This window comes from Pseudoflavonifractor sp. An176 (assembly GCF_002160435.1).
Taxonomy (GTDB): domain Bacteria; phylum Bacillota; class Clostridia; order Oscillospirales; family Oscillospiraceae; genus Enterenecus; species Enterenecus faecium.
The window spans coordinates 72,551-89,554 of sequence record NZ_NFKO01000004.1 but is presented as its reverse complement, the minus strand read 5'-3'; the positions used below and the strand labels follow the sequence as shown (position 1 = coordinate 89,554).

The window sequence follows — 17,004 nt, the reverse complement described above, 5'->3', positions numbered from 1 at the left end:
ATCGAAGCGTTTCCACCGCTGGGAGCTTTTGCCGCACTTCCTGTGTTGCTGTGATGGGGCCACTCCCGTCCAAAGGCTCCCCTGTGTAAGGGGAGCTGTCAGCCGCAAGGCTGACTGAGGGGTTGACGGTAAAGGGCTGCAAACAATCCCTCCGTCATGGCTACGCCATGCCACCTCCCTTTACACAAGGGAGGCTTTGAGTCTGGCTGGCACCGGAAGCCAAGCCCCCGGCGGCAACGCCGCACACCAGGGTAAGGCCCTGGAAGGAGGAGCACCGACTCACAGAGAAGGGGGCATTGCCCATAGACTTGCCAGGCTATCTATGTGACCCCACCGGGGCCAGGGCCGAACTGACACTTGACGCAGGGACAGCCTCGTACCCAAGGGGGGTACTTAGGGGGGAACGCCCTAAGCGGGTTTTGGTACCTTTTGCCCGGTCAAAAGGTACCCCCAGCGGGAAGCGTCCCCACCAGGCTGGCAAGCCTGCGTCTGGAACCATAGAAGAACAAGACTTTGTCCAGCAGTCTGGAGTGGCAATGGTAAAGGCGAGACCTTCCACAAGACGACAGAACGCCCCACCACCCATGGGATACAATAGAGAAAACCCAAGGGTTGGGGCGCTCCGGGAGAAAACCATACGTTATTTTCAATTTCCTCTTTTTTCTCCCCAAAGATTATGGTATACTACATAAGTTAAAATGGGTTTTTCTACCCAAGCACTGAACCAGAAAGGAAGCGCGCAACATGGGTTTGTTTACGAAAATATTTGGCACCCCGTCCCAACGGGCGGTCAAGGCGCTCACCCCCCTCGTGGATAAAATTGAGGCCCTGGAAGAGGAAATGAAGGCCCTCACCGACCAGCAGCTGCGGGCAAAAACCGACGAGTTTAAGGCCCGTCTGGCCAACGGCGAGACCCTGGACGACATTCTCCCCGAGGCCTTTGCCGTGTGTCGGGAGGCAGACTGGCGTGTTCTGGGTATGCGTCCCTATCGGGTGCAGCTCATCGGCGGCATCATCCTCCACCAGGGCCGTATCGCCGAGATGCGCACCGGTGAAGGTAAGACCCTGGTGGCCACCCTGCCCGCCTACTTGAACGGCCTGTCCGGCAAGGGCGTGCACATCATCACCGTCAACGACTACCTGGCCAAGCGTGACTCGGAGTGGATGGGTAAGGTGTACCGATTCCTGGGGCTGACTGTGGGCCTGGTTATCCACGGCGTGGACAAGGAGGCCAAGAAGGCCGCCTATGCCGCTGACATCACCTACGGCACCAACAACGAGTTTGGCTTCGACTACCTGCGAGACAACATGGCCATCTACTCCAAGGAGCTGGTGCAGCGTGGCCACAGCTTCGCCATCGTGGACGAGGTGGACTCCATCCTCATCGACGAGGCCCGTACCCCTCTGATCATCTCCGGTCAGGGCGAGAAGTCCACCCAGCTCTACCAGCTGGTGGATAACTTCGTGGCCCGTCTGACCTGCCAGCGGGTGGCCTCCGTGGACGCCAAGGAGGAGGAGGACGTCAACATCGACGCCGACTACATCGTGGACGAGAAGGCCCGCACCGCCACCCTCACCGCCCGTGGCGTGGCCAAGGCTGAGCAGCAGTTCAACCTGGAGAACCTGTCCGACCCCGAGAACACCACCCTGTCCCACCACATCAACCAGGCCATCAAGGCCCGTGGCGTCATGCGCCGGGACATTGACTACGTGGTGAAGGACGGCGAGGTCATCATCGTCGATGAGTTCACCGGCCGTCTCATGTACGGCCGCCGCTATAACGAGGGCCTGCACCAGGCCATCGAGGCCAAGGAGCACGTCACCGTGGCTCACGAGTCCAAGACCCTGGCCACCATCACCTTCCAGAACTACTTCCGTCTCTACGACAAGCTGTCCGGTATGACCGGTACCGCCATGACCGAGGAGGAGGAGTTCGGCCAGATCTACTCCCTGGATATCGTGGAGATTCCCACCAACCGCCCCGTGGCCCGTGTGGACCACCCCGACCAGGTGTACAAGACCCAGGCCGGCAAGTACCGGGCTGTGGTCCGTCAGATCAAGGAGTGCCACGAGAAGGGCCAGCCTGTGCTGGTGGGTACCGTGTCCATTGAGATCTCCGAGCTGGTGAGCAAGCTGCTGACCCGGGAGGGCATTCCCCACAACGTGCTGAACGCCAAGCACCACGACAAGGAAGCGGAGATCGTGGCCCAGGCCGGTAAGCTGGGCGCCGTCACCGTGGCCACCAACATGGCCGGCCGTGGTACCGATATTATGCTGGGCGGTAACGCCGAGTACATGGCCAAGGCGCTGCTCCGCCGCCAGGGCATGAGCGACGAGCTTTTAGCCGAGTGCGACGGCCACGCCGACACCGACAACGAGGAGATTCTCGCCGCCCGTGAGGCCTTCGCCCAGGCTGAGGCCCAGTTCAAGGCCGAGATCAAGGAAGAGGCCGAGAAGGTGCGGGAAGTGGGCGGCCTGTACATCCTGGGCACCGAGCGCCACGAGTCCCGCCGCATCGACAACCAGCTGCGCGGCCGTGCCGGCCGTCAGGGTGACCCCGGCGAGAGCTGCTTCTTCCTGTCCCTGGAGGACGACATCCTCCGCCTGTTCGCCTCTGACTGGATTCAGAGCGTCATGGATAAGCTGGGCGTGGACGAGGACACCCCCCTGGACCAGAAGATGCTGTCCAACGCCATCGAGAAGGCCCAGCGGAAGGTGGAGTCTCAGAACTTCCAGATCCGTAAGACCGTGCTGGAGTACGACGACGTGATGAACACCCAGCGTGAGGTCATCTACAAGCAGCGCCGCCAGGTGCTGGACGGCGAGGACGTCCACGCCGCCATTGAGAACATGCTCACCACCACCGTCACCAACCTCATCGCCGGACACACCGGAGAGCAGGGCAAGCTGGACGAGGCTGGCTTCAAGGTGGCTATGGCCCCCTGGGTCAACGTGATGTTTACCGCCCAGCAGCTGGACGATGTGAAGGGACAGCTGGGGAGCCTGTCCACCCAGGCCCTCACCGACAAGCTGCTGGAGCTGGCCCATGCCAACTACGAGCACCAGGCCGACTCCATTGCCCAGCAGCTGGCGGAACTGGGCCAGACCGCCATCCAGAACCCCATGGGTGAGCTGGAGCGGGTCATTCTGCTGCGCGTGGTGGATGAGTACTGGATGGACCACATCGACGCCATGACCGAGTTGCGCCAGGGCATCGGCCTGCGGGCTTACGGCCAGTCTGACCCCGTGGTGGAGTACAAGCGGGAAGGCTACGACATGTTCGAGGAGATGATCGCCGCCATTCAGGAGGAGACCCTGCGGCGTCTGTACTCCGCCCGCATCCGCACCAACCAGGGCATCCAGCGTCAGCGTGTGGCCAAGGTCACCGGCGAGTCCGGCGGCTCGGACAACACCGTGACCCAGCAGCCCACCAAGAAGACGGTGAAGATCGGCCGCAACGACCCCTGCCCCTGCGGGTCCGGCCTGAAGTGGAAGAAGTGCACCTGCGAGCAGTACCACCACGGGGAAGAGTAACCTTTGTGACCCAATCACCGGGAGGTAACCCACCATGACAATTGTCCAGAAGCAACATCAATCTGTGGTCTTTTTGGCCTCTGAGGAGATGGAACAGGCCGGGGGAGTGGCCCACGGCTTCTCCACCCGCCTGGGCGGCATCTCAGAGGGCATGTGGGCGTCCCTGAACCTGGGCGTAAGCCGGGGGGACGACCCGGACCATGTGCGGGAGAACTACCGCCGGTTTTTGACCGCCATCGGGGCCCAAGGGCCCCGGATGGCCATGTCCAATCAGGTCCATGAAAACCATGTGCGGGTGATCACCAAGGCGGACGTGAAAGAGGACCCCTACGAGAAGGTGTCCTATGAGGCCGACGGCCTGGTCACCGACCTGCCCGGGGTGACCCTGGTGATCTTCTCCGCCGACTGCCTGCCCATCTTGTACTATGACCCGGTGCGCCAGGTGGTGGCCGCCGCCCACGCCGGGTGGCGGGGCACCGCCGCCGACATCGCCGGGGCGGTGGTGCGCAAGATGGAGGAGGTGTACGGCTGTGACCCCCAGAATATCCTGGCGGCCATCGGCCCGGGCATTGGCCCCTGCTGCTTTGAGACCCACGAGGACGTGCCCAACGCCATGATGGCCGCCTTCTCCACCCCGGTGCTCAAGTACCTGCACATCCAGGAAAACGGCAAGTATTCCGTGGATTTGAAGGGCATCAACGCCATGCGCCTGGAAAAGGCGGGGATACCCACCGAGAACATCGGCGTGTGTGAGCTGTGCACCAGCTGCCACCCGGATTTGTTCTGGAGCCACCGCCAGGTGGGCACCAACCGGGGCTCCATGGCCGCCGCCATTGGTTTGAAATGAAACGAAAGACCCAATTAGCGGCCCTGGCCGTGGCGGGAGCGCTGCTCCTGTCCGGCTGCACCGCCGCCACGGAGGAGAACCCGGCCCCGTCGGCCGCCCCCACCGGGACGGTGCAGCCGGTCCAGACCGGGACCTTCTCCCTGGCCTATGACCCCAAACAGACCATGCACCCCATTACGGGCACCAACGGGGCGAATTTGGAGCTGGGGGGATTGGTGTACCAGGGCCTGTATGAGCTGGACCAGAGCTTCCAGCCCCAGCCCCGGCTGTGTGCCGGGGCCACCGCCGGGTCCGACGGCCTGACCTGGACGGTGGAGGTGGCCCAGGGGGTGTGCTTCTCCGACGGCACCCCCCTCACCGCCGCCCATGTGGTCTCCTCCCTGGAGACCGCCCGCACGGCCACCCGGTACCAAAACCGCCTGTCCGGGGTCACCGGGGTGGCCCAGACCGGGACCTATACCCTCACCATCACCCTGTCCCGCCCCAACGCCAACCTGCCCGCCCTGCTGGACATTCCGGTGGTGCTGGAGCGGGAGGGACAGGACCCCTTGGGCACCGGGCCCTACCTGTTGCAGGACGGGGCCCTGGTCCCGAACCCTTACAGCGGCCTGGTGGACGCCCTGCCCGCAGAGACCATCCCCCTGGTGGAGGTGAGCACCCCGGACCGGCGCAAGGCCGCCTTTGACAGCGGCGAGGTGTGGATAGCCACCACCCAGTTTTCCGACCCCCAGGCGGTGGGCTACTCCGGCACCTGTGAGGTGTTCGACTACCCCACCAGCCAGCTTTTATACCTGGGCTTTCAGACCCAGCGAGGGGCGTGTGCCGACGCCGCGGTGCGCCAGCGCATCTCCTCGGCCCTGAACCGGGACAGCCTGGTGCAGGTGCAGCTATCCGGCCACGGGGACCCCACCCCATGGCCCATCTCCCCGGCGTGGGGAGAGCTGCCCGAATGGACCCAGGGGGGCACGGAGGAGACTACCGGGGGGAGCCTCACCCTCATCGTCAACGAGGACAACTCCACCCGGCAGCAGGTGGCCCAGGCCGTGGCCAATCAGCTGGAGGGGGCGGGGTTTACCGTAACGGTGAAGTCCCTGGCCTGGGAGGACTATGTGTCCGCCCTGGAGCGGGGCAATTTTGATTTGTACCTGGGCCAGGTGCAGCTCACTTCGGATTTTGACCTCACCGCTCTGCTCACCGGGTCCTTGAGCTACGGGGGTACCCAGAGCGAGGTGCAGGAGCTGCTCAACGCCTGGCGCAGGACCGGGGGAGAGACGGAGCTGGAGGCCTATCTGGCGGGCTTTGCCCAGCAGACCCCGCTGGCTCCCATCTGTTTTTTACGGGGTTCCCTGCTGGTGCGGTGGGGGCTGGTGACGGGGGTGACCCCCACCCAGTCAAATCTCTATGCCAATGTGGATCAGTGGACGATCTGGTCGTCCGTGGAAGATAAAAACGCTGGTATCCAACAGCAAGACAAAGATAAATAAGGGAGAGTGTGGCAATGAGCAAGGTATTTCGCTGCTTTGTGGAAAAAAAGCCCGGCTTTGACGTGGAGGCAGGGCACCTGATGGGAGAGCTGAAAGGCCCCCTGGGGGTGGACTCCCTCACCGGGGTGCGGGTCATCCGCCGCTACGACGTGGAGGGAGTGGAGCGCAGCGTCTACGACGCCGCCCGCACCACCATCCTCTCGGAGCCCCAGGTGGACGGCATTTGGGACGAGGAGATGCCCCAGCTGCCCCAGGAGCCCCACACCATCGTGGCCGTGGAGGCTCTGCCCGGCCAGTATGACCAGCGGGCGGACTCCTGCGCCCAGTGCTTCCAGATGATGACCGGCGGCGAGCGCCCCACCGTGCGCTGCGCCACCGTGTACGTGCTGGAGGGAACCCTCACCGAGGAGCAGCTGGACAAGATTCGAGGCCACCTCATTAACCCCGTGGAGAGCCGTGAGGCTTCCCTGGACAAGCCCGAGACCCTCCAGGGCCAGTACCCCGTGCCCGAGGCGGTGCCTGTGCTCCACGGCTTCACCCAGCTGGACCGGGAGGGGCTGGAAGAGCTGCTGGCCCAGTACGGCCTGGCCATGGACCTCTCCGACCTGACCTTCCTCCAGACCTATTTCCGGGACGAGGAGGGGCGGGACCCCACCCTCACCGAGGTGCGGGTGGTGGACACCTATTGGTCCGACCACTGCCGCCACACCACCTTCTCCACCCACCTGGACAGCGTCAGCGTCAAGCGGGACGACGTGAAGGCCGCCTATCAGCGCTACCTGGACGCCCGGGTGGAGGTGTACGGCCAGGAGAAGGCGGACAAGCGGCCCCAGACCCTCATGGATTTGGCCACCATCGGCGCCAAGACCCTGAAAAAGCGGGGCATGCTGCCTGAGCTGGACGAGAGCGAGGAGATCAACGCCTGCTCCATCCACGTCCCCGCCCAGGTGGACGGCAAGGAGCAGGACTGGCTGCTCATGTTCAAGAACGAGACCCACAACCATCCCACCGAGATTGAGCCCTTCGGCGGCGCTGCCACCTGCATCGGCGGCTGTATCCGGGACCCCCTGTCCGGCCGTGTGTATGTCCACCAGGCCATGCGTGTCACCGGCGGCGGCGACCCCACCGTGCCCTTCTCCGACACCATCCCCGGCAAGCTGCCCCAGCGCAAGATCGCCCAGACCGCTGCCGCTGGCTACTCCTCCTACGGCAACCAGATCGGCCTGGCCACCGGACACGTGGCCGAGGTCTACCACCCCGGCTACATCGCCAAGCGCATGGAGTGCGGCGCTGTGGTGGGTGCCGCTCCCGCTGAGCATGTGCGCCGGGAAGTGCCCGCCCCCGGTGACGTGGTCATCCTGCTGGGCGGCCGCACCGGACGGGACGGCATCGGCGGCGCCACCGGCTCCTCCAAGAGCCACAACATGACCTCTCTGTCCACTATGGCCAGTGAGGTGCAGAAGGGCAACGCCCCCGAGGAGCGGAAGATTCAGCGCCTGTTCCGCCGGGGCGACGTGACCCGCCTCATCAAGCGCTGCAACGACTTCGGCGCTGGCGGTGTGTCCGTGGCCATCGGTGAGCTGGCCGATGGCCTGACCATCGACCTGGACGCCGTGCGCAAGAAATATGACGGCCTGGACGGCACTGAGCTGGCCATCAGCGAGAGCCAGGAGCGTATGGCCGTGGTGGTGGCCCCCGAGGACGCCGCCGCCTTCATGGCCGCCGCAGCGAGCGAGAACCTGGAGGCCTATCAGGTGGCTGTGGTCACCGAGAGCCCCCGCATGGTCATGACCTGGAAGGGCCAGACCATCGCCAACCTGAGCCGAGACTTTTTGAACACCAACGGCGCTGTCAAGCACGCCCAGGTGGAGGTGCCCCAGGGCACCGTGAAGCCTGTGGCCGGGGCCAACACCCTGCGGGATATGGCCGGGAGCTTGAAGAGCGCCTCCCGCCGGGGCCTTACCGAGCGGTTCGACGGCTCCATCGGAGCTGGCAGCGTGCTCATGCCCTTTGGCGGCAAAACCCAGCGCACCCCCGCCCAGGCCATGGCCGCCCTGTTCCCCGTGGAGCCCGGCCAGGAGACCGACCAGGCCAGCCTCATGGCCTGGGGCTTTGACCCCGACTGGATGAGCGCCGACCCCTACCTGGGGGCTCAGGCCAGCGTGGTCACCTCCGTGGCCAAGATCGTGGCCGCTGGCGCCGACTATACCCGTGCCTACCTCACCTTCCAGGAGTTCTTTGAGAAGCTCCGGGACGAGGCCAAGCGCTGGGGCAAGCCCTTCCAGGCGCTGCTGGGCGCTCTGGACGCTCAGCTGGGCCTGAACTGTGCCGCCATCGGCGGCAAGGACTCCATGTCCGGCTCCTTCATGGAACTGGACGTGCCCCCCACCCTCATCTCCTTTGCCATCGCCCCCGTGAAAGCGGGCGAGGTCATCACCCAGGAGTTTAAGGCCGCTGGCCACCCCGTGTACCTCTTCGGTGGGGCCGACCTCACCGACTACGCCGGACACCGCACCGCCTTTGAGCAGTTCCACGCCCTGTGCCGCACCGGCAAGGTGGCCGCTGCCTGGGCCGTGGAGAACGGCGTGGCCGAGGGCGTCATGAAGATGGCCTTCGGTAACGGCGTGGGCTTTACCGCTGAGAGCGGCGTCAACGCCCCCTGGTACACGCCCTGTCCCGGCATGATCATTGCCGAGTGCACCGAGGAAGTGGAGGGCGGCGTGCTGCTGGGCTACACCGACGAGTCCGGAGCCGTCACCATTGGCGACGACACTGCCCCCATCGCCGAGCTGCTGCGCCTCAACGACAGTGTGCTGGAGACCGTGTACCCCACCGACGCGGGCCTGTCCGGCGACGTGGAGACCATCTCCTGCACCAAGCGTTCTCCCGCCGTGTTCAGCGGCTCCATTGCCAAGCCCCGGGTGGTCATCCCCGTGTTCCCCGGCACCAACTGTGAGTTTGACTCCGCCCGGGCCTGTGTGCGGGCCGGCATGGAGGCGGAGATCGTGGTGGTGCGCAACCTCACCGCCGAGGATCTCCAGCAGTCCGCTGTGGAGTTGGAGAAGGCCATTGCCAGAAGCCAGATCATCTTTGTGCCCGGCGGCTTCTCCGGCGGCGACGAGCCCGACGGCTCTGCCAAGTTCATCTGCTCCTTCTTCCGCAACCCCCGGCTCACCGATGCGGTCCACGACCTGCTTCGACATCGGGACGGCCTGATGCTGGGCATCTGCAACGGCTTCCAGGCTCTCATCAAGCTGGGCCTGGTGCCCTACGGCGAGATTCGGGACATGGACGACAGCTGCCCCACTCTGACCTATAACACCATCGGCCGCCACCAGAGCCGCTATGTCACCACCCGTGTGGCCTCCGTGAAGTCCCCCTGGATGCTCAAGAGCCAGGTGGGCGACCTGCACTCCATCGCCATCTCCCACGGCGAGGGCCGCTTCGTGGCCCCCGAGCGTGTGGTGCGGGAGCTCATCGCCAACGGCCAGGTGGCCACCCAGTATGTCAACCCCCTCACCGGAGCCCCCACCATGGACATGGTGGGCAACCCCAACGGCTCGGTGTGCGCCATTGAGGGTATTTTCTCCCCCGATGGCCGGGTGTTCGGCAAGATGGGCCACTCCGAGCGGTGCGGCGCCCATGTGGGCGTGAACATCGTGGGCGACAAGATGCAGCCCATCTTCGAATCCGGCGCTTTGTACTTCAAATAAGCAAAATAAGACAAGCCCCCAGGCCAACGGCCTGGGGGCTTGCTTTTGAAAGATAGGTTTTACAGAAATTGTTTACAACAAATATGTGATAAATTTGGACAATACGTGCATGTAAAATATCAACAATCTTGATATAATAAGAACACAACTAAAGGTTGTGATTCATATCATGGAGAGATAAGCAAAGTAAGATAGGAGGTGCAAGGTATGTCCACCAAGAGCATTTTGAAAACCATTCACATCAAGGACAGAAAATCTGCACTTGCACTGGTACGGGCTTTGGAGAATGCAGGAGGAAAGTCACAGAAAGACGTTGTTATGCAACGGTCCCATTCTGAGGCGTCCCGAGAGGATATTCGCAAGATGTTTGGGGCATGAGAGATGACGGGGTATAAAGTTGTCAATTTAAAACTTATGGTGGAGGAGCTTGGAGAAGAACGTACCAAAGAGCTCCTTTCCTCTTTTTCGTGCCCGCTTAATGAAGATGTGGAGAATTTCTTCACTCAGAAGGCAGTGGAGTTTTCGAAACGCAGCTTGTCTCAAACACACATTGTGTATGCATCTTATCGGGGAAAGGCAGAGATAGCCGGGTATTTTACCTTGGCCAATAAGTATATTACCGTCAAGAAAAATCGCTTATCTGGGTCGTTGGCGAAACGAATTGCCAAGTTTGCAGTATATGACCCAACGATTCGCTCTTACACGTTATCCGCTCCACTGATTGCCCAGTTGGGAAAGAACTACACCAATGGCTTGAACTGCTTGATGACAGGAGACGAGTTACTGAAGTTAGCTTGCGATAAGGTGTCCAAAATTCAGCTGGAGCTGGGAGGCAGGGTAACTTATGTGGAATGTGAGGACAAGCCGAAGTTAATTGAGTTTTATTCTTCCAATGGATTTTGTGAATTTGACAGAAGAACATTGGATCGAGATGAAACCGGTCTTGCTGGAGAGTATCTTGTGCAGATGTTGAGGTACATACACTAGGAGAAAACAACTAAACTAAACAGCCCCCAGGCCAAACGGCCTGGGGGCTTGCTATTTTGTGTCGTATCCGGTATCATGATGTGGGTGCTACCATACGGTTGGCGGTTTGTCCCCCCTGCTTCATAAGGGGGTGCTTCTTGCCCCCTTTAGAAAGGGGGTGGTCCCGGTGACATATGTGACATTTTCTGATTTGATTCAGATTGGCATTTTAGTCGTGGGGATAATTGCTCTGTTTCAGAACATAAAAAAGAAGTAACCGCCAGTCCTCCAAACTTCCGGTTACTTCTTAAGTAAACGCTGGGGGACAACCGTCACCGGTAGCACCCTTCGCTTATATGATAGCCCGTTTTCGGAGGAATGTCAAGATGAAGACCGGGCTGTGTATGGACAATGGGAGGAAGAGCCAAAGCTGGCTCTTCCTTCTGCTTGTTGTTGGGACGTTATTCTGAGGGCTCCTGGTCCTCTTTCTGCCGCTGAATCATCCGGTGCATGCCTCCGGTGCCGAAGGAGAAAATCCGGTTGACCCGGCTGATGGTGGCGGAGCTGGCCCCGGTCTTCTCCAGAATCTCGGTGTACACCAGCCCCTGGTCCAGCAGGCGGGCCACGTCATACCGCTGCTCCATGGCCCGCAGCTCTCCCACGGTACACAAATCATCAAAAAAGGCGCAACACTCCTCCACGCTCTTCAGCTGCACAATGCTCTCATACAGCGCCATGCTGCGCTCCTTGCTCGCTACTTTGGGCATAGGCTCCTCCTTGTGGATGGGTAGTTTCTGATACGTTTATCCTAACACATTGAAGCGATGAAGTAAACGGTTTTTTTCACTCCGCCTTGCGGCGGGTTTCTTTTGCACCGGGGGAGAAGTCGTGATATGATAAAAGGGAATACATGCCACACGGAAGGATGAGTCCCATGAGTTCCACAGCTAAGCTTCTACGGCCGGACATTGCCCCGGGCAGACGGGTGCTGGCCATCAGCGATATCCACGGAAACCTGCCCTTTTTTCGTGGCGTACTGAAAAAAGCCGAATTTTCCCCTGAAGATGTGCTCATCCTGGTGGGAGACTTGTTTGAAAAAGGGGAGGAGAGCCTGGGCCTGCTGCGCTATCTCATGGAGCTGGGGGAGACCCACACCGTGTACCCCCTGTGCGGCAACTGCGACCACCTGGACCTCATCTTTTTGGAGGGGCGGCCGGGCATCGATGAGGCCCTGTGGCCGGTGTTTCGCACCTGGGACCGACGCTCCCTCATCCTCCAGATGGGGGCGGAGCTGGGGCTGTATCCCCAGGGGCCGGAGGACCTGCCCCAGCTGCGGGCGGAGATTTTGGAAAAAATGCCCCGGGAGGTGGCATATTTACGGGGGATGGCCCACATCCTACAGGCAGGGCGGTACATTTTTGTCCACGGCGGCATTGACCGGGAGGAGGACATGGAGTCCCTGCCCGCCTACGGCTGCATGAAAAACGACAACTTTGTGGGCCAGGGGCGGAACTTCCACCACTGGGTGGTGGTGGGCCACTGGCCGGTGACCCTCTACCGCACCGACATTCCCGTGGCCCGGCCCTGGGTGAAAGAGGACCAGCACATCGTCTCCATTGACGGCGGCTGTGTGCTCAAGGTGGACGGCCAGCTCAACGCCCTCATCATCCCCGACATCACCCAGGAGCACATGGACTATGTGGCCTATGACGGCCTGCCGGTGGTCACGGCCCTGGACGACCAAGCCCCTTCCCAGGACTCCTTTAACATCCGCTGGAGCGACAGCGTGGTGGAGATTTTAGAGGAGGGGGAGGACGTGTGCTGGTGCCGCCACGTGTCCACCGGGCGGGAGATGTGGATTTTGCGCCACTACCTGTACACCCGCCAGAGCGACGGCCTGACCCACACCGAGGACACCACCGACTATGAGCTTCCCATCCAGGCCGGGGACCGACTGGCCCTGGTCACCGAATGCAGCCGGGGCTACCTGGTGAAAAAACACGGGGTGACGGGGTGGTACCGGGGAAGGATAACGGGCAGGGAATAGGTAGTAGTGAAGAGTGAAGAAGTAAGGTGTGCCGCATAGCGGCACGGATTTTAGTCGAAGGGGCCTTTCTTGACAGAAAACTCCATTGCAACAATCCCAAACCTCTGCTATACTGCATCGGGGCTTTGCCCCTACTATTACGGAAATGAGGAACGTTCATGACCAATCGTTATGATGTTATGGTGCTGGGCACCGGAGAGGCGGGCATTTTTGCCGCCTATGAGCTGGCGCTGCGCTGTCCCGAGGCCAAGGTGCTGGTGGTGGACCAGGGCGCGGATATCTACCACCGCAGCTGTCCCATTGTGGCGGGCAAAGTGAAGGCCTGCATCAACTGCAAGGTGTGCGACACCATGTGCGGCTTCGGCGGAGCCGGGGCCTTCTCCGATGGCAAATTTAACTTTACCACCGATTTCGGCGGCTGGCTCACCGACTTCCTCAGCCAGGAAGAGGTGATGGAGCTCATCGACTACGTGGACTCCATCAATGTCCAGCACGGCGCCACCACCCAGTGCTTCTCCACCACCACCCCCCAGGCCCGGGAGTTGGAGAAAAAGGCTCTGGAGTTCGACCTGCACCTGCTCCAGGCCCGGTGCAAGCACCTGGGCACCGAGAACAACCTGCGCATTTTGACCAACATCTATGAGCACATCCGGGACAATCACGACTTCCGGTTCCGCACTGCCATCCGCTCCATCACCGTGGAGGCCGACGGCACCTACACCCTGGCCAGCGAGAACGGGGATACCTTCCACGCCCCCTATCTCATCGCCGCCCCCGGCCGCTCCGGCGCAGAGTGGTTTGCCAACCAGTGCAAGGGGCTGGGGCTGGAGCTCATCAACAACCAAGTGGACATTGGCGTGCGGGTGGAGCTGCCCGCCACCGTCTTCGAGCACATCACCGACGTGGTGTATGAGTCCAAGCTGGTGTACCGCACCAAGCAGTACGGCGACCCGGTGCGTACCTTCTGCATGAACCCCTACGGCCATGTGGTGGCGGAGAATGTGGAGGGCATCAACACCGTCAACGGCCACTCCTACTCCGACCCCAAGCTGCAAAGCCGCAACACCAACTTCGCCCTGCTGGTGTCCAACCGATTCACCCAGCCCTTCAACGAGCCCTACCGCTACGGCAAGCACATCGCCTCCCTGTCCAACATGCTGGCCGGCGGGGTGCTGGTGCAGCGGTTCGGGGACCTGGTGTCCGGCATCCGCACCAATGAGCACCGCCTGTCCAAGTCCTTTGTGCGGCCCACCCTCACCGCCGCCGTCCCCGGCGATCTGTCCCTGGCTCTGCCCAAGCGGCAGCTGGACGACATCATCGAGATGATCTACGCCCTGGACAAGCTGGCCCCCGGTACGGCCAACTACGATACCCTGCTGTATGGTGCCGAGGTGAAGTTCTACTCCGCCCGCATCTCCCTGTCCAACCAGCTGGAGACCGCCCTGCCCGGCTTCTTCGCCGTGGGCGACGGCGCCGGTGTCACCCGTGGCCTGGCCCAGGCGGGCGCCTCCGGCGTCAAGGCCGCCCGGGTGGTGGCAGACCGCTTAACAACCCGCAACTGACAAAAAATCCGCTGTGCAACCATGCACAGCGGATTTTTTCTTACAGTTCCACAGGCGGGTGGCCCAGACGGTATACCAGGTTGACAAATCGGCGGTTGCGGATGGAGCTGCGGATGGTGGGCACAGCCCCCACGGCCATGAACAGGTACAGCAGCAGCAGATTCACCACGTAGATGGCGGGCTCGATGATCTCCTCGGCCAGCAGCACAGGAACGGCCTGGAAGGCCATGGGCAGGGGCATTTCCAGCTGCTGAGACACCAAAATGGCCCAGTCCAGTCGGTCGCCCACAAAGATCATGACGATCATCACCACAATGCTGATGACGATGCCCCGGTTGGACAGCTTGCCGCCCAGGATCTCATAGCCCTTGAGGGTACAAACGGCCATGATGATGCCGGCCAGGGCGGCCATATAGCCCAACTGGTTGAGCAGGATGATGCACAGCACCCCCAGCAGGGAGCCGATGAGGCTGCCCACGATGCCGCCCACCACATTTTCGCTCTTCTGGGCCCTCTCGGCCTGGGCGGTGTTGTGGGACTGCTTCAAGGTCTGGGCGCAGCTGTCGCACACCTGCATGTAGCTGCCGGAGACAAAGTAGCCCTCCACAGGCAGCTCCTGGCCGCAGTTCTGGCAGCAGGGCCGGAAGGACTGGGTGCGCAGCAGCTCGGTGAGGGCGTTCATGGCTGCCTCCAGCCGATCTGCCCCCTTGGAGCCCTTGACCCGGACGGTGATAGAGATGGCGTTCTGGCGCTGATGGAGGAGAAAAATCTCCTTGTGCTCCCGCTTGAACTGGCGCACCTCCTCTTTGCTGAGAGGTCCGGCGGTGCGGTGGACGGGGGTGGTCACCAAAAGCTGATAGGGATAGCGGGGGTCCGGGGCGAAGATGGTCCAGGCGTAGCCGCCCCGCTGGCCGTACAGGCCACCACTGTCGTCCATCTGCAACCCCAGGCGCTGGGCAAACCCAGCATAGGCGTTGGAAACACTCTTGTTCATAAACTCTCTCTCTTTCTCTCCCCAAGGTGGGGATGAGAGCATCTTAGCACAGGGGGAGAGAAAAGTCCAGCATCCCCCCAGGATAGCCAAACATCGGCAACAAACGGGAAACAACCCACCACCTATAGCGGCCTGTGTGGCAGGGAAGGGGGGAACAACCTCGCAGAGTTCCCGCCGCCAGGCGGGAAACATGGAAATGCATGGGATCCCAGGACATGCGCATGGGATCCCATACTTCTCGCCCTGCAAGTGTGGTTTTGGCCGCCTGTGGCGGACAAAAATGCGCGCAGCAGGGTGCAAAAAAAGACACCGGGAAAGGCGGTCTGCCTTTCCCGGTGAGAGAGACTTCCACAGCTTCCACAAAGTTTTCCACATGGTGTGTGAGTTGTGGAAGGCTATCCATAGATATGGTGTCAACCCCTAAAAAGTGACAAAAACTGTCATTTACCCACGCAAAATCGCTGGAAAATTTGGGAAGTGATGTCGTCCCGCACCACGCGCCCGGTGAGCTGACCCAGATATTGGAGGGCGTCTTCCACATCGGTGAGGACGGCGTCGGGGGAGAGCCCGGCCTGGAGGGCCAGCTGGGCACGGGTGAGGCAGTCCCGGGCCTGGGCGGCGGCCTGGGCCTGGCGGGCGTTGGTGAGGAGCGCGCCGGGGCGCAGGCCGGGGTCGTGGGGGAACAGGCGGCCAATGGCCAGCTCCAGCTGGTCGATGCCGTCCCCGGTGAGGGCGGACAGGGTCACCGTCTCCACCCCGGCGGGGGGCTGGGGCAGGGGAGCGGCGGAGGGGAGGTCCTCCTTGTTGTACACCAGGATGGTGGGGCCGTTCTGGGCGGCCAGCCGCAGCAGCTCTTCCTCCTCCTCGTCCCGGGGCCGGGAGGCGTCCACCACCACCAGGGTCAACTCGGAGCGGCGCAGGGCTTCCCGGCTGCGCTCCACCCCCAGCTGCTCCACCTGGTCGTCGCTGTCCCGCAGTCCGGCGGTGTCGATGAGGCGCAGCAGCACCCCGCCCAGGTTCAGCCGTTCCTCCACGGTGTCCCGGGTGGTGCCGGCAATGGGGGTGACGATGGCCCGGTCATAGCCCAGCAGGGCGTTGAACAGGGTGGATTTTCCGGCGTTGGGCTTGCCCACAATGGCGCAGGGAATGCCCTCCACCAGGGCTTTGCCCCGTTGGTAGGTGGCGGTGAGCTGGTCCAGCTGTTTCTCTGTCTGGCCCAGGGTGTCAGCAATCTCCTGGGCCTCGAAGGGGTCGATGTCCTCGTCGGGGTAGTCCAGTACGGCGTGGAAGTGGGCCATGAGGGCGGTGAGCTGGTGGTAGATGTCCTCAATGACCTGGGCCAGAGCGCCCCCCAGCTGTCCGGCGGCCTGATACACCGCCCCCTGGGTCTCGGCGTGGATGAGGTCTGCCACCGCCTCGGTGCGGGTCAAATCCATTTTTCCCGCCAGGAAGGCCCGCCGGGTGAACTCGCCCGCCTGGGCCTGACGCACCCCGCAGCCGAACAGGGCCTCTAGGGCCATGGTCAGCAGCACCGGAGAGCCGTGGCATTGCAGCTCGGCGGTGTCCTCCCCGGTGTAGCTGTGGGGGCCACGGGAGACGGTGGCCAGGCAGTGGTCCAGGGCGTTGCCCTGGGCGTCGTGGAGGGTGCCGTACACCAGCAGGCGGTTGGGCTGCTCTGCCATGGGCTTGCCGCTGGCGGGGGTAAACACCTGGTCCAGGGCGGAAATGGCCTGGGGCCCCGAGAGGCGGAGGATGCCGATGGCAGTGGCCTGGTGCCCGGTGGCAATGGCGGCAATGGTATCATTCATAAAAATCACCTCGAAAAGCCAGGGGGCGTGTGTGCAAAAGAGAGAGAAA

At 62.2% G+C, this 17,004-nt stretch carries 11 protein-coding genes; 8 read left to right on the top strand and 3 right to left on the bottom strand.

All coding sequences use genetic code 11. The features are described 5' to 3' along the window. The first annotated feature begins 744 nt into the window (after window positions 1-744). The 6 genes from secA (at window position 745) to B5F12_RS03880 (ending at window position 10,565) form a co-directional block, all read left to right on the top strand. Window positions 745-3,534: a preprotein translocase subunit SecA gene (gene secA / locus B5F12_RS03900; RefSeq protein WP_087230597.1), complete on the top strand. Its 2,790-nt coding sequence runs from the start codon at window positions 745-747 to the stop codon at window positions 3,532-3,534. Window positions 3,535-3,568: 34 nt separating this feature from the next. Then, window positions 3,569-4,381 (top strand): peptidoglycan editing factor PgeF, encoded by an 813-nt coding sequence (pgeF, locus tag B5F12_RS03895; protein ID WP_087230594.1) that lies wholly within the window; start codon window positions 3,569-3,571, stop codon window positions 4,379-4,381. Further along, the gene (locus B5F12_RS03890) at window positions 4,378-5,865 is read left to right on the top strand and encodes an ABC transporter substrate-binding protein (RefSeq protein ID WP_087230591.1); all 1,488 of its coding nucleotides are present in this window, start codon (window positions 4,378-4,380) and stop codon (window positions 5,863-5,865) included. The genes pgeF and B5F12_RS03890 overlap by 4 nt, the downstream gene beginning before the upstream one ends. A gap of 14 nt (window positions 5,866-5,879) precedes the next feature. Then, on the top strand, window positions 5,880-9,578 hold the full coding sequence (locus tag B5F12_RS03885; RefSeq protein ID WP_087230588.1) for a phosphoribosylformylglycinamidine synthase: 3,699 nt from the start codon (window positions 5,880-5,882) through the stop codon (window positions 9,576-9,578). 207 nt (window positions 9,579-9,785) lie between these two features. Further along, window positions 9,786-9,956, top strand: a complete 171-nt coding sequence (locus B5F12_RS11975; protein ID WP_164488798.1) for a hypothetical protein — start codon at window positions 9,786-9,788, stop codon at window positions 9,954-9,956. A 3-nt stretch (window positions 9,957-9,959) separates the two neighbouring features. Beyond that, a complete protein-coding gene (locus B5F12_RS03880) occupies window positions 9,960-10,565 on the top strand; it encodes an N-acetyltransferase (protein ID WP_087230585.1) in 606 nt (201 codons plus the stop codon). Between the two features lie 440 nt (window positions 10,566-11,005). Here B5F12_RS03880 and B5F12_RS03875 read toward each other — a convergent pair whose 3' ends face one another. Beyond that, the gene (locus B5F12_RS03875) at window positions 11,006-11,311 is read right to left on the bottom strand and encodes a YerC/YecD family TrpR-related protein (RefSeq protein ID WP_087230582.1); all 306 of its coding nucleotides are present in this window, start codon (window positions 11,309-11,311) and stop codon (window positions 11,006-11,008) included. Between the two features lie 167 nt (window positions 11,312-11,478). Between B5F12_RS03875 and B5F12_RS03870 the strand changes: the two genes are divergently transcribed. Together B5F12_RS03870 and B5F12_RS03865 are read left to right on the top strand one after the other, a co-directional pair. After that, window positions 11,479-12,591 (top strand): metallophosphoesterase, encoded by a 1,113-nt coding sequence (locus B5F12_RS03870; protein WP_087230579.1) that lies wholly within the window; start codon window positions 11,479-11,481, stop codon window positions 12,589-12,591. Between the two features lie 158 nt (window positions 12,592-12,749). Then, a complete protein-coding gene (locus B5F12_RS03865; protein ID WP_087230577.1) occupies window positions 12,750-14,153 on the top strand; it encodes an NAD(P)/FAD-dependent oxidoreductase in 1,404 nt (467 codons plus the stop codon). Window positions 14,154-14,193: 40 nt separating this feature from the next. Here the strand turns inward: B5F12_RS03865 and B5F12_RS03860 are convergent, their stop codons facing one another. Beyond that, window positions 14,194-15,147, bottom strand: a complete 954-nt coding sequence (locus B5F12_RS03860) for a hypothetical protein (protein WP_087230574.1) — start codon at window positions 15,145-15,147, stop codon at window positions 14,194-14,196. Window positions 15,148-15,587: 440 nt separating this feature from the next. Further along, window positions 15,588-16,955 (bottom strand): tRNA uridine-5-carboxymethylaminomethyl(34) synthesis GTPase MnmE, encoded by a 1,368-nt coding sequence (gene mnmE / locus B5F12_RS03855; protein WP_087230571.1) that lies wholly within the window; start codon window positions 16,953-16,955, stop codon window positions 15,588-15,590. Between the last annotated feature and the right edge of the window lie 49 nt (window positions 16,956-17,004).

Excerpts from the sequence above, each read along its gene's own strand:
- secA (WP_087230597.1), top strand. The coding sequence starts at position 745 with ATGGGTTTGTTTACGAAAATATTTGGCACCCCGTCCCAACGGGCGGTC.
- pgeF (WP_087230594.1), top strand. The coding sequence starts at position 3,569 with ATGACAATTGTCCAGAAGCAACATCAATCTGTGGTCTTTTTGGCCTCT.
- B5F12_RS03890 (WP_087230591.1), top strand. The coding sequence starts at position 4,378 with ATGAAACGAAAGACCCAATTAGCGGCCCTGGCCGTGGCGGGAGCGCTG.
- B5F12_RS03885 (WP_087230588.1), top strand. The coding sequence starts at position 5,880 with ATGAGCAAGGTATTTCGCTGCTTTGTGGAAAAAAAGCCCGGCTTTGAC.
- B5F12_RS11975 (WP_164488798.1), top strand. The coding sequence starts at position 9,786 with ATGTCCACCAAGAGCATTTTGAAAACCATTCACATCAAGGACAGAAAA.
- B5F12_RS03880 (WP_087230585.1), top strand. The coding sequence starts at position 9,960 with ATGACGGGGTATAAAGTTGTCAATTTAAAACTTATGGTGGAGGAGCTT.
- B5F12_RS03875 (WP_087230582.1), bottom strand. The coding sequence starts at position 11,311 with ATGCCCAAAGTAGCGAGCAAGGAGCGCAGCATGGCGCTGTATGAGAGC.
- B5F12_RS03870 (WP_087230579.1), top strand. The coding sequence starts at position 11,479 with ATGAGTTCCACAGCTAAGCTTCTACGGCCGGACATTGCCCCGGGCAGA.
- B5F12_RS03865 (WP_087230577.1), top strand. The coding sequence starts at position 12,750 with ATGACCAATCGTTATGATGTTATGGTGCTGGGCACCGGAGAGGCGGGC.
- B5F12_RS03860 (WP_087230574.1), bottom strand. The coding sequence starts at position 15,147 with ATGAACAAGAGTGTTTCCAACGCCTATGCTGGGTTTGCCCAGCGCCTG.
- mnmE (WP_087230571.1), bottom strand. The coding sequence starts at position 16,955 with ATGAATGATACCATTGCCGCCATTGCCACCGGGCACCAGGCCACTGCC.